Raw genomic sequence first — 13,796 nt, forward strand, 5'->3', positions numbered from 1 at the left:
CCTTTTGATTATGCAGCTTAATAGTGCACTTTATCAACATCCTAAGCTTATTACTGTTTTCGGCGGCTCTGGTTTTGTAGGACGATATGTCGTTGAAACCTTAACCAAACGTGGTTATCGCGTTCGCATCGCTGTTCGTTGTCCACAAAAAGCTTATTACATGCTACAAATAGGAGAAGTGGGACAAACTCAAATGCTTCAAACCGATGTAAAGCACCGTGCATCTGTTGCACGTGCATTACGTGGAGCAGAGGGTGCAGTGTTTCTTCCTGGTAGCTTAGCACAATCAAATCAATCAAATTTTCAAAATACACAAATCAATGGTGTAAAAAATGTTTCTGAATTAACAGCAGAAGTTGGTATCCCTCTTATCCATATGTCAACACTTGTAGCGGATGAAGATGCTTCATTTCTTTATGCACGCGTGCACTCTATGAGTGAGAAAATTGTTCATAGTAAACATCCTCAAGCAATTATTATGCGTCCATCTGTTATTTTTGGACCAGAAGATTGTTTCTTTAACACCTTAGCAAAATTGTCTTGCTTTTTACCGATCATACCTCTTTTTGGAGGTGGACAAAGTAAATTGCAACCCGTGTATGTTGGTGACATTGCTGAGTTTATTGTACGTGCTCTAGAAAAGCATGCTGCTCTTGGAACAAGCTATGATCTTGTAGGTCCACAGATTATCACATTCTCAGATGCCCTTGAGAATGTATTAAAAATTATTCACCGCAAAAAAATAATCTTACCTATGCCTCTTTTTTCCGGACTCTTTATTGGAGGTATTTTAGGAATGATTGGTAAATTACCTCTTTTGCCAAGCTTGGTAACTGCCGATCAAATACGCTTTTTGCAAGCGGATAATATTGTTTCTCAAGAAGCAATAAAGAATGGACACACTTTAGAAGGAGTAGGAATTACTCCAAGAGCAATGGCTGCTATCTTGCCAAATTATTTATGGCGCTTCCGCCCACAAGGTCAATTTTCCAGAAATTTGCCAGCTTAGTGCATATTCTTTTTAGGGCATCTTTTTTTATGTAATAAGCTGCGTTTTACTTCACAAAAAAGATAAGATCTATATTGGTGGAATTGATACGTCTAATTCTTTTTTCAAAAGTATAATCTCGTAAAAACCTTCTTTGCCAACCCATATTCTTCATAGCTTTTAAAATGTTAGCAAGCTTTGTTCATTGAATAAAATTTTACGAATCTTTTTATACCTTGCCTATAATAGTTACCACATAAGCAAATATATATCTATCATATAGATTTATGAAAATTTGAAAAAATTTTCATATAAATAGGCTTTTCTATTCTCTTGCATTTTTTTTTAATTTCTCCTACCGTCTCGGAAAATTTACTTTTAAAGGGATAAAAAATGGCAGCTCAAGATTATGTTGTCAAAGATATCGCGCTTGCTGCTTATGGCCGCAAAGAACTTGATATCGCTGAAACGGAAATGCCTGGTTTAATGGCTTGTCGTAAAGAGTTTTCTTCTAACCAACCTTTACGCGGAGCGCGCATTTCTGGTTCATTGCATATGACCATTCAGACTGCTGTTTTGATTGAAACCTTAAAAGCAATTGGCGCCGATGTACGATGGAGTTCTAGCAATATTTTTTCTACGCAAGACCACGCAGCAGCAGCTATTGCGGCTACAGGTACTCCTGTTTTCGCAGTTAAAGGTGAAACACTTGAAGAATATTGGACTTATATAGATGCAATTTTTCAATGGCCTGATGGCAACCCCTCCAATCTTATATTGGATGATGGCGCTGATGCAACAAACTACATTTTAATGGGATCTCGTGCAGAAGAAAATAAAGATATTTTGTCATATCCAAAAACAGAGGAAGAAGGATTTTTTTTCAAACAAATCCAAAAGCGTATGGATGCAACACCAGGATTTTTCACACGCCAGCGCGCAGCAATCAAAGGCATAAGTGAAGAAACCACAACGGGCATAAACCGTCTTTATCAGTTACAAAGGGAAGGACTTTTGCCTTTTCCAGCTATTAACGTCAACGATAGTGTTACGAAATCAAAATTTGACAATAAATATGGATGTAGAGAATCGTTGGTAGACGGTATCCGACGTGGAACAGATGTAATGATAGCTGGCAAAACGGCTATCATCTGCGGGTATGGTGATGTAGGTAAAGGTTCAGCAGCATCTCTTTCAGGCGCTGGAGCACGCGTTAAAATAACAGAAATTGACCCGATATGTGCTCTTCAAGCCGCTATGGATGGTTATGAAGTTGTCACTTTAGAAAATGCAGCCTCCAGTGCTGATATTATTATAACTACAACTGGCAATAAAGATGTTGTCTGCTTGGATCATATGCGACAAGTAAAAGATATGTGTATCCTTGGAAATATAGGTCATTTTGATAATGAAATTCAAGTATCAGCTCTTAGAAATTTTTCATGGACAAATATTAAACCACAAGTGGATATGATCACTTTTCCCGATGGAAAACGTATAATTTTATTATCTGAGGGACGTTTACTAAATCTTGGCAATGCTACGGGTCATCCTTCTTTTGTCATGTCAGCATCATTCACCAATCAGGTTTTAGCGCAAATTGAACTTTTTACCCATGCGGAAAATTACAAAAATGAAATCACTGTTTTGCCAAAACATCTTGATGAAAAAGTTGCACGCCTTCATCTTGATCGGCTAGGAATACAATTAAGCGTTTTATCAGAAGAACAAGCCGCCTATATTGGAGTCTCACCACAAGGCCCCTATAAACCAAATCATTACCGTTATTAAAACGTTTTCTTGAGTTAAAAGAAAAAGGAAAGCGCGTCGTGCTCAGCTTTGGTGATTATAACTCCAAAGAAAAAGCTCAAAAAATGATCCGAATCTGCATCGGTATTTTTTGTTTTTTTTTCCTTTTTTCTTCAACACACACTGTAGCTCAATCGCTGGAAATGCAACCATCTTACTTCGCTTTTTTAGATGGGTCATGGCTTATTTTAGCACTCTGTGGAGGGATTTCTTGCGCCTCACTTCTCATATGCATGATAGTTATTATGAGCGCAAAGAAATCTTCATGGCAGCGTTTTAAGATGATTCAAGCGGATTTTTCTGAAAAACTTACGTATTATGAAAGGCTTATGGAAGAAACTGCGCAGTGCCTTCTCATTTGGGAAAATCCAACATCCTTACCACGTATAGTTGGAAACATTCCTGCATTGCAAAAAACAGGAATTCACCAGAAAGATTTTCAACGTTTTGAGCTCTGGCTTGAAGAAATGTCCCTGCGAGAACTTGATTACGCATTGACTCAATTGCGTTGTAACTGTCACCCTTTTGAACTTTCTATTACCACCACAAACAATATACTGTTACAAGTTACAGGTATCATAGCAGGAACAGCAGCCATTGCACGTTTTCAAGATATCTCAAAACAGCAAAGCGAAAATGCACGTTTACAGAAAGATATCACTCGCATTCTTACCGAATTAAGAATGCAGCGCAATCTTCTTGATTGTATTCAAGAACCGGTATGGATACGAGATTGTGAAGGAAAAATCTGTTTTATTAATCGTTCCTTTAAAGAAATGACAGGCTTTAAAGAAAAGTACAATAAAATTGATGACCTTTTCAATGAAGCAACACAACGCAAGACAAATGAAACAGAAACAGTTTTTCAAGAACATGTTCACACAGTTATTAATGGAGAGAGGCGCCGTTTTCATCTCACACGTATTACAACAGCAGAAGGAATGGCAGCTTTTGCCCGTGATGATAGCGCGTATGAAAATCTTGCCCATGAAATGGGACGCGTTCTTCAAGGACATTGTGAAACGCTTGACCAAATATCAACAGCTGTAGCGATTTTTGATAAAAACCAAAAATTAAAATTTTGCAACCACGCTTTCAAAATTTTATGGCCATTGGAGAATTCTTTTCTCGAAAGTGAACCAAGTCATACATTGCTTCTTGAACGTTTGCGTGAAAAGGGACTCATTGGTGAACACCCTGATTGGCGTGCGTGGAAAGAAAAACTTTTTAAAGCCTATCAGCAATCAGAATCAAATCAACAAATTTGGAATCTTCCAGACGGGCGTACAGTGCGTGTCATTTCTAGCCCTCATCCACAAGGAGGTGTCACTTGGCTTTACGAAAATCTCACAGAAAAAGTTGATCTTGAACGACGCTATAATACATTAATTAAAATACAAGGCGAAACACTTGATAAACTTTCAGAAGGTGTGGTGGTTTTTGGTACTGATGGACGTCTGCGTTTATCAAATCCAGCCTTATCAAAATTGTTGTCTTTACCTTATAATTTGCTAGTAGAAGGTACCCACATTACACAATTACAAAGCCATTGTTTAGCCTTAACTGTGGGGGAAGAATGGAGCAAATTTACCAAATTCATTACAGGTTTTGCTGAAAATCGTGATACATCTTCAGGTCGTATGGATCTAAAAAATGGAATGATTATTGATTACACATTGGTACCACTTCCCGATGGACAGACGATGCTCACCTTTGCTAATGTTACCGACACTGTTCATGTAGCGCGTGCTCTTCAAGAAAAAAATGAAGCCTTGGAAAGTGCTGACCGTTTGCGCAATGAATTTGTTCAACATGTTTCCTATGAATTGCGTACCCCCCTCACCAATATTATTGGATTTTCAGATATTTTACGCGATCAAATTTTTGGCTCTGTCAATGAACGCCAACAGGAATATCTTGGACACATTCATTCAGAATCTGGCACTCTTTTGAATATTGTTAATGATATCCTTGACTTAGCGACCCTTGATGCTGGCATTATGGAATTGGACATAAAGCCAGTTAACATTGCAGATGCTATGGTGCAAGCAGTAGCACGTGTAGAAGAACGTCTTAATGGACGCTACATTACGCTTTTACAACAAATTTCTCCTTCCCTAAATTTCATTTCTGCTGATGCAACACGTCTGCATCAAATCTTTGTTAATATTCTTAGTAATGCCATTAATTTTGCAACAGAAGCAAGCACGATTGAATTTTGTGCTGATGAACAAAATAATAATATTATTTTTAGTGTTCATAATGAAGGATCTGATATTCCAAAAGATATTCTTGATCGAATTTTCAAACGCTTTTCTTCTCATGCTCATCATGGTGGGCGTGCAGGAGCGGGTCTTGGTCTTTCTCTTGTCAAAAGCTTCGTTGAACTTCACGGTGGGCATGTTGAAATTTTTACTGGCACTGGACAAGGAACAACAGTTAAATGCTTTTTCCCAATCCCCAAAGGAGACAAAGTTTTTTAGTCTTGCTTTTTAATCCTCACAAAACTTTTTCTCACCCATTTTGTGGAAATCTTAATGAACTTTAGTTTTTTTCTTGAAAATGAAGAAGCAACCAAGCTTTTTGCGCAAGATCTAGCTCTCGCTTTAAAGCGAGGGGATCTTGTAACGCTTCAAGGCGATCTTGGAACAGGAAAATCAACCATCGCACGGACACTCATCCGCACACTTGCCAACGATAATACATTGGATGTGCCAAGTCCAACTTTTACTCTTGTCCAAAGTTATCAACTTTCACAATTTGAAATTATTCATGCTGATCTTTATCGTCTTTCTATGGAAGAAGAAATTGATGAATTAGGGCTTCATGAAGCCCGTGAGCAAAGCATTTTACTCGTTGAATGGCCGGAAAAGGGTGCAGATCTTTTAGGTCCTGTTACCTTTGCAATCACGCTACAATATGAAGGTTTTGGGCGTCGTGTGCATCTTACGTCAGCAGAACATTCTATTGAGCACCTGCAGGATCTTTTGCAATTCGCACATTTCTAACAACTCATAAACATGGTCATGTTTACCGTCGCCTTTTAGCTTGTAATGCCTCAGCGCGTATTTATGAAATTTTAAGTGATGGGCATCATCAAGAAGTCCTTATGGATGTGCAAACCATAGAAATGACACAAAATACAGATCCTTCTTATGCAACAATGGCACATCTTGCAAAAGATATCCGTCAATTTATAGGAATTAACAAACTCATTTTAGACAATGGATTTTTTGCTCCTCATATCTTTGTTAAAGACCTTGAAAAAGATCTTTTTATGTTAGAAGATCTAAGGCGCGAAAGGCTTTTAGATAAAACTGATAATCCTCTAAAAGAGCATTACACTGCCTGTAACGAATTGCTAGCTTCCTTCCACCAAAAATCGTGGTCTTCAGAAAAGCAATTTGCAACATTTTTGCTTAAAATTCCCTCTTATGATTGCCAAGCTATACAATCAGAACTCTCTTTATTATTGCTGGATTGGTATCTTCCCTTTAAAACACAAAGAACCTTAGACCAACAACAACGTAAAGATTTTTTTACTTATTGGCAGTCCTATCTCGATAATCTGATCTAGGGAGAACAGACTTTTGTCATGCAAGACTATCACTCTCCTAATATTCTTCGGTGTGCGCAGAAAGAAGGAACTGCCCGCATTGGTCTCATTGATTTTCAAGATGGCTTAAAAGGTTCAACAGTCTACAATCTTGCCTCTTTAGCACAAGATGCACACCTGTTTATTTTACCAGCGCTCGAAACAAAAATTCTTGACAACCTATTGCAATGCACGCCATCAAGCACCACGCCTCTTTGATGAAGATGAATTACGAAAACTTTATGGCTTTGCAGGAGCGTAATGGATTCCAAAATTTTAGAAATTTTTGTACGTTTCCACAAGCGAGATAGAAAATATTCTTATCTCAAATTTTTACCCCATATGCAGAATTATCTTTCCCGTAATCTTTTTCGTCCAACTCTTGCACCTCTACAAAGCTTTTATCAAGAACTGGAGCTTCTCTCAAAAGCATAATAGATGCTTTACTATTAACTTCTGTAAGATCATCTTCACAAAGTAATCAACTTTTGCGCAATATAAATATATAGATATCTATTTCCGTTGTGTTTCTAAATCTTTAATTTTAATTCATAGATATTAGCTGCTAAAGATTATCTTAAACCCAAATCAAAAATTTCTGCATAAATCCAGCTTTTCAGTTTTTCTCTACATGAAAATTGTATACAGTAAAAAAATGCGAATAATCAAAAGGCGAGAATGTCTTCCATGCATCCCAAATGAAATCTCATGAATCATAATCCGCGTGTTTTTTCCATTTCTTTTGGAACTCCTTTTTTGTCGTATTTTGTTGATGCACTGCTTTCAGGCGCTCTTATCGATGACTTTGCGCCTAATGGGGATATCCAAACAGCTCTTGCTGACACCCTCATTTACGTTCCGACACGTCGTGCTGCCCGCGCTTTGCGCACAGCTTTTGTTGAAAGAAGTGGCAAACAATCAACCTTTTTGCCAACCATTCGCCCCTTAGGAGATTTGAATGAGGATAGCTTCCTTTTTGTTGAAAACCATACCAGCATCCTAAATCCTCCTATTGGAGAAAGTGAACGCCTTCTGCTTTTAGCACGCCTCATTCGTCCTTGGCGTGAAAATTTACCTGCCCATCTGCGTGCCATGTTTGGTACAGAGGATGTTATTATTCCTGCTCATACTGCAGATGCAATTTGGCTTGCTCAAGATTTAGCACAGTTGATGGATGAAATTGAAACAGAAGCAGCAGATTGGTCAAAACTTAAAGAAATTGCACCTGATATGATCGCAGAATGGTGGCAAATAACGCTTAATTTTCTTACTATTGTTACCCAAAGCTGGCCGCAAATTTTACAAGAAAAACAACGAAGCAATCCGACTTTATGGCGCAATACAATACTCAAAATGCACGCGGAAACCCTACACCGCACGCGACCAAATAAGCCCATTATTGCCGCTGGTGCAACCGGTTCTATTCCCGCAGTTGCACAGCTTTTAAAGGTTATTTCCTATCTGCCTAAAGGTGCCGTTGTTCTTCCAGGACTTGATCTTCATATGGATGAAGCACAATGGGATGCATTAGGCACAATAAATGCAGAAAATGCAGAAAAAACAACTTCTGATTTTTTTGATCATGCAACTAACGCTTTTAGCCATCCTCAATACCATTTAAAAAAACTTTTATCCCTCATGAAATGCCATCGTGTTCAAGTTCGCGAAATTGGCCAACACAGCTCAATGGAAAAAAAGCGTGCAGCTCTTTTATCAGAAGCACTTCGGCCTGCCTCAACAACAGATACATGGGCGCAAATTGTACGCGATGATTATGAAAGTCTTTGTGAAAATTTGTCCTTAATTGAAGCCATAAATGAGCGTGAAGAAGCCCTCGCCATTTCTGTTGCTTTACGAAATGCCATTGAAGAACCTCAAAGAACCGCAGCTCTTATTACGAATGATCGTAATTTAGCACGCCGTGTTGTGGTCGAATTACAACGATTTGGCATTGAAGCAAATGATTCAGGAGGAATACCCCTTGCACAAACACTGCCTTCAACTCTTTTACGGCTTATTTTGGAAAATGTGTTTCAACCAAATGATCCTGTTGCTTTTCTTTCCCTTCTAAAACATCCGCTCACAACACTTGGACAAAACCATCATCGCTTACGCGAAATGGTAGAAAACTTTGAACTCTTTGTTCTTCGCGGAAGCACTGGTCGTATTGATCTTTGCGCGTGTGATCAGTTTTTTGAAACATGGATGAAAACACATCTCCACAATAATTCTGACAACAACACTTCTGATCAACATAAGAGCGAAGAAGCACGCCTGCTTTGTCATCTTTTGGTCAAAGCTGTTGAACCTTTAACATCTCTCATAAAACAGCAGAAAGAATGCACCATCAATGAAGCAGCAATAGCAACTGTTGAGGTTTTTGAAAATTTTGGATGTGATGAAAACAATTCTCTTATAAGCCTTTATCAAAATGAAGCTGGACAAGCCTTATCAACTTTCTTGCGTGAATTGGTAAGTGATCAATCAGGGTTAAAATTTCATCTGCACGAATGGTCTGCTATGTTTTCAGCTCTTATAGCAACCCGTTCCGTAACGCCTCCTCCTGGAGGACATCCACGCTTATTTATCTGGGGCGCTTTGGAATCACGTCTACAAACGGTTGATACAATGATCATTGGCGGCCTTAATGAAGGATCATGGCCTATAACAACCCGTAATGATGCCTTTTTATCACGACCAATGAAAATAATGTTAACCCTTGAGCCACCAGAACATCGTATTGGTCTTTCTGCGCATGATTTTCAATGGGCCATGGGAATGAATAAAGTTGTGATGAGCCGAGCTAAACGAGTCAATCATGCTCCTTCTATCCCTTCACGTTGGCTACAACGCCTAGAAACAGTTGTAGGAAAACAGGTTTGGGAGAAAATCCGCGCACGAGGCGAAATTTTGCTTCATTGGGCAAAAACGCTTGACAATACAAATCTCATTGCTCACGTGCAGCGCCCTTGCCCTGTTCCTCCCCTTAATATGCGTCCACACCATTTTTCTGTCACTGAAATAGCAACACTGCGGTATGATCCTTACGCTATTTATGCGAAAAAAATTCTACGTCTCAAACCACTTAAAGCTCTCATTTATAATCCTTCTGCTACTGAGCGCGGAATACTTTATCATGCTATTCTTGCTGCTTTTTGCACACAAGTAAAAGATCCCAATTCTACAAATGCATTAGATGCTCTCCTGACTATTGGACGTAAAGAGTTTAATAAATTAAATTTGCCTCGCGATATTGAAGTAATCTGGTGGACTATTTTTGAAAATTTTGCCCCATTTTTCATCCAATGGGAAAAAAGTCTTGGATCCCGAGAACGACATGCCGAAGTGGCATCTAAAAAAATACCCATAGGCACAACAGGTATAACTCTTTCAGGGCGTGCTGACCGTATTGATGTTTTGCCAGAAAAAATAATTGAAATTCTTGATTTTAAAACCAATACGCCCCCCTCATCAAAACAAGTCCGTAACTTACTTTTTCCGCAGTTAGCATTAGAAACTGCTTTGTTAATGCAAGGAGCTTTCACAGATTTTCAAGATTTTACTCCATCAAATTTGTTTTACATCCCTCTTAACAAAAAAGGAGAAATAAAATCCCAATCAGTTTTTTCAGACGAAGCAATAGATAAGAGAAATACAATCAGTCTTGGTAAAAAAGCATGGGAACATCTTATTTCATTAATGGAATATTACCAAAATCCACAACAAGGCTATCTTTCACACGCCGTGCCCTTACAAAAACCATATGAAAGCGACTATGATCATTTGGCACGATTATGGGAATGGTCAAATGGTTCTCATAAGGCAGATCAATCATGACTTTTTTTTCCATTCCTGAAGCAGCTCTTGATGCACAAGCAACGGCAACTCACCCGAAAACAAACGTATGGGTTTCTGCAAATGCAGGATCTGGAAAAACACATGTTTTAAGTGAGCGCGTTATCCGTTTACTTTTAAATGGCACTCCTCCAGCACGCATTTTATGCCTTACTTATACAAAGGCAGCTGCTGCTGTTATGCAGGCGCGGATTTTTCGCACACTTTCCAGTTGGAATGAACTTAATGATGAGGAGCTCCAAGTCATTTTGACGCGTCTTGAAAATAAACCCACTAACACGCAAAAACTAACATCAGCACGCCAACTCTTTGCTCATGCTCTCGAAACACCTGGCGGCTTAAAAATTCAAACGATTCACGCATTTTGCGAATCTTTATTGCATCAATTTATGTTGGAAGCCAATATTGCTGGGCATTTTGAACTTCTTGATGATATTAATCAAAAAAAATTACTACAAGAAGCCCGCCGCCAACTTCTAATACATAATGACGCACAAACAGCTTTAAAACAACTTCTTGAAGTTATCAATGAAAGTGCTTTTGCTCAATTATTAGATGAAGCAACCCAAAAACAACATAAACTATCTCATTTTTTAGCTTTTATTCTGTCTGAAAATGGAGAAAAAGAGCTACGTGCGCTTTTTAATTTAACGCCTGATGAAACACGTCAACTGCTGTTGAAAAAAATTCAACAAACAGCTTTACTGTCTTCTCATGCTCTTAGGCACTATCAAACCTATGGCAACAAAAATGCCGAAGGTATGATTGCACAATTTTCTCAATTATCTGCCGCTTCTGATGAAACAAGCATTATCAATATTATTTCAAATATTTATTTCACAACCACAGGAAAACCACGTAACTTTGCACGTTTATCTTCTAAAAAATCAGATGAAATTTGGCCTTTTATTAAAAAGGAAATTGAAGAAAAACAAAATCAACTTTCTATTCTTTTAGATAAATATCAATGCGAAAAAGTCGTTACACTCAATATGGCTGCTTTTCAGCTTTGCTCCATTTATCTTAAAATTTATGCGAACTTAAAAAAGATCAACGGCTTGTTAGATTTCGATGATCTTATTGAACGCACACTCCACTTGTTACAGCGTAAAGGTGCAAGCCAATGGGTACAATATAAACTCGATCGTGGTCTTGATCACATTTTGCTTGACGAAGCACAAGATACAAATCCTGAGCAATGGAAAATCATTCAACTTTTAGCCGAAGAATTTTTTACAGGTCACAGTCAACGCACAAATACACGTACTCTTTTTGCTGTTGGAGATGAAAAGCAGTCTATTTATTCTTTTCAAGGTGCTGTACCAGAAAATTTTGCTACAAATGGACGAATAATTCAAAAAAAAGCGCAGCAAGTAAAACAGAAATTTGAAAAAGTACAACTGAATTATTCTTTTCGCTCTACAGCTGATATTCTAAAAAGTGTTGATCTTGTCTTTGAAACACCAGAAAATTACAAAGGACTTTCAGCAGACAACACAAAAACTGTGCACGAAGCCATTCGTGTCCATAGTCCTGGTGATGTTATTTTATGGGATACTATTTCCAAAGAAACAAATGAATTTCCTGATGATTGGCATTTAACTGTTGATCATTTAGATACACCTGAAGTCCGCTTAGCAGAAAAAATTGCTGAAACCATCACAGACTGGCTACAAAAAGGAGAAATGCTTCCAGCCAAAGGGCGCTTATTACGCGCGAGTGACATTATGATCTTGGTTCGTAAACGTGATCATTTTGTTTCTGCCCTCTCTCGTGCACTTAAGCTACGCGATATTCCCGTAGCGGGTGCTGATCGTTTACAGCTCACAAATCATATCAGTATACGTGATTTAATGGCACTTGCACGCTTTGTTTTACAACCACAAGATGATCTTTCTCTTGCTTGCATTTTAAAAAGTCCACTTTTTGCGTTTACAGAAGATGAACTTTACCAGCTTGCAGCTGAGCGTACAGGATCACTTTGGCAAAGTCTTGGTGTGCACGCACCATCGTATAAGCCATTTCAAGACGCCTTTGAGCATTTAAGCAATTACCGTGCTTTAGTTGACAAAATACCAGTTTTTGAATTTTATAGCCATATTCTTAATAATGATAAGGGGCGACAAAAAATTTTGGCTCGCTTAGGGTCTGAAGCAAACGACGTGCTTGATGCTTTTCTGGATTATACACTTACTATTCAAAAAACTGGCTTACCAGGGCTACAAGCTTTTTTAGAAACATTAAGTGCAAGTGAACCAGAAATTAAACGTGAGCTTGATCAAAATCACGAAGAAGTCCGGATCATGACTGTTCATGCTGCTAAAGGATTGGAAGCTGCAATTGTTTTTCTAATTGATCCTGGTAGTGCAATTTGGCATCCTCAGCATGCGCCCCATTTTCTTAATGTTTCTTTGTACAATACAAACTTGAGCGACCAACAGGGTTTTATTTGGTGTCCCAATGCAAAATTTAACACAAAACTTTCTGAAAAAGCGCTTTTGCATTTAAAAGAGCGCGCAGAAGAAGAATATAGACGCCTTCTTTATGTAGGGATGACACGTGCCGAAGACCGATTATTTATTTGCGGATATAGCGGCGCACGAACATCCCCTAATACATGGTTACAGTTGGTAAAAAAAGCGCTCACACCGCATGCAGTTCCTCTAGAAAGTTCTACAGAAGATATTGCAGTTTGGCGCTATTGCATCACGCCCTCTTCCACTATCCCAATAAATCAAGAGACATCTTGTGCAAACAAGAACCAAATACTCCCATCTTTGCCCAATTTTTTCTCTCATAAAGTACCAACAGAATCCCCTTTACCAAAACCATTAAAGCCTTCCATTGCTAGTCTTTCTATTGAATCTGATACTGAGCTCTTCCCTAATCAAAAACAACTCAGTATTTCACCTGTTTTAGGAGAAAAAAATACCAACAAGGCTTTTTCTATTGAATATGGAAATCTTGTGCACCGATTGCTGCAATATCTGCCCGATTGCGCTCCACAAAATCGCCAATATCATGCTCGACACTATCTCAACACCAAAGCTTCTCACTGGCATGAGAGCCAAAGAGAAGATGCGTTGCGTCACGTTTGGCAAGTTTTGGACAATCCGTATCTCAAACCTCTTTTCTCTGACCTTTCACGCGCTGAGGTTTCTTTGATGGGCATTGTAAAAATTCGTGGAAAAGAACAAGCAATTTCTGGTCAAATTGATCGTTTATATATCACGCAAAATAGTATTGTTTTTGCCGATTTTAAAACTGGAACGCCGCCTGAAGATGAAGCTTCTATCACACCATGCTATTTGCTGCAAATGGCTCTTTATCGAAAATTACTGCAAACTATTCATCCCGAAAAAGACATCCAAGCTATCCTTATTTACAGCAAAGAAGCAAAAATTTTTAAACTTAACCCTGAAAAACTCGATGCACTTCTTGGTGAAGTTGCTTTATAAATCAAGAAAACTCTTTTCCAAAAGGCTTTCTATAATTTATCTTTCAATAACTTGATATAAGTTACTATCGTACCGATGTGTAAAAGCAAAA

General features: G+C 38.4%; 5 protein-coding genes and 1 pseudogene. All 6 read left to right on the forward strand.

The features are described 5' to 3' along the window. Positions 1 to 10 precede the first annotated feature (10 nt). The gene (locus V4B18_RS01380) at positions 11 to 1,009 is read left to right on the forward strand and encodes a complex I NDUFA9 subunit family protein (RefSeq protein ID WP_455476071.1); all 999 of its coding nucleotides are present in this window, start codon (positions 11 to 13) and stop codon (positions 1,007 to 1,009) included. Positions 1,010 to 1,381: 372 nt separating this feature from the next. After that, the gene (gene ahcY, locus V4B18_RS01385; protein ID WP_455476072.1) at positions 1,382 to 2,779 is read left to right on the forward strand and encodes an adenosylhomocysteinase; all 1,398 of its coding nucleotides are present in this window, start codon (positions 1,382 to 1,384) and stop codon (positions 2,777 to 2,779) included. Positions 2,780 to 2,817: 38 nt separating this feature from the next. Continuing rightward, positions 2,818 to 5,280, forward strand: coding sequence for a PAS-domain containing protein (locus V4B18_RS01390; protein ID WP_455476073.1), 2,463 nt, complete (start codon positions 2,818 to 2,820; stop codon positions 5,278 to 5,280). A gap of 54 nt (positions 5,281 to 5,334) precedes the next feature. Then, positions 5,335 to 6,827, forward strand: a pseudogene (tsaE, locus tag V4B18_RS01395) (tRNA (adenosine(37)-N6)-threonylcarbamoyltransferase complex ATPase subunit type 1 TsaE). A 273-nt stretch (positions 6,828 to 7,100) separates the two neighbouring features. Beyond that, the gene (gene addB / locus V4B18_RS01400) at positions 7,101 to 10,229 is read left to right on the forward strand and encodes a double-strand break repair protein AddB (RefSeq protein WP_455476074.1); all 3,129 of its coding nucleotides are present in this window, start codon (positions 7,101 to 7,103) and stop codon (positions 10,227 to 10,229) included. Continuing rightward, positions 10,226 to 13,705, forward strand: a complete 3,480-nt coding sequence (gene addA / locus V4B18_RS01405) for a double-strand break repair helicase AddA (RefSeq protein WP_455476075.1) — start codon at positions 10,226 to 10,228, stop codon at positions 13,703 to 13,705. The genes addB and addA overlap by 4 nt, the downstream gene beginning before the upstream one ends. Positions 13,706 to 13,796 lie beyond the last annotated feature (91 nt).

The sequence above is a fragment of the Bartonella sp. B17 genome, from assembly GCF_053795755.1.

Bases quoted from the DNA above. Each gene is read 5' to 3' on its own strand.
- addB (WP_455476074.1), top strand. From the start codon at position 7,101: ATGAATCATAATCCGCGTGTTTTTTCCATTTCTTTTGGAACTCCTTTT.
- V4B18_RS01380 (WP_455476071.1), top strand. From the start codon at position 11: ATGCAGCTTAATAGTGCACTTTATCAACATCCTAAGCTTATTACTGTT.
- addA (WP_455476075.1), top strand. From the start codon at position 10,226: ATGACTTTTTTTTCCATTCCTGAAGCAGCTCTTGATGCACAAGCAACG.
- ahcY (WP_455476072.1), top strand. From the start codon at position 1,382: ATGGCAGCTCAAGATTATGTTGTCAAAGATATCGCGCTTGCTGCTTAT.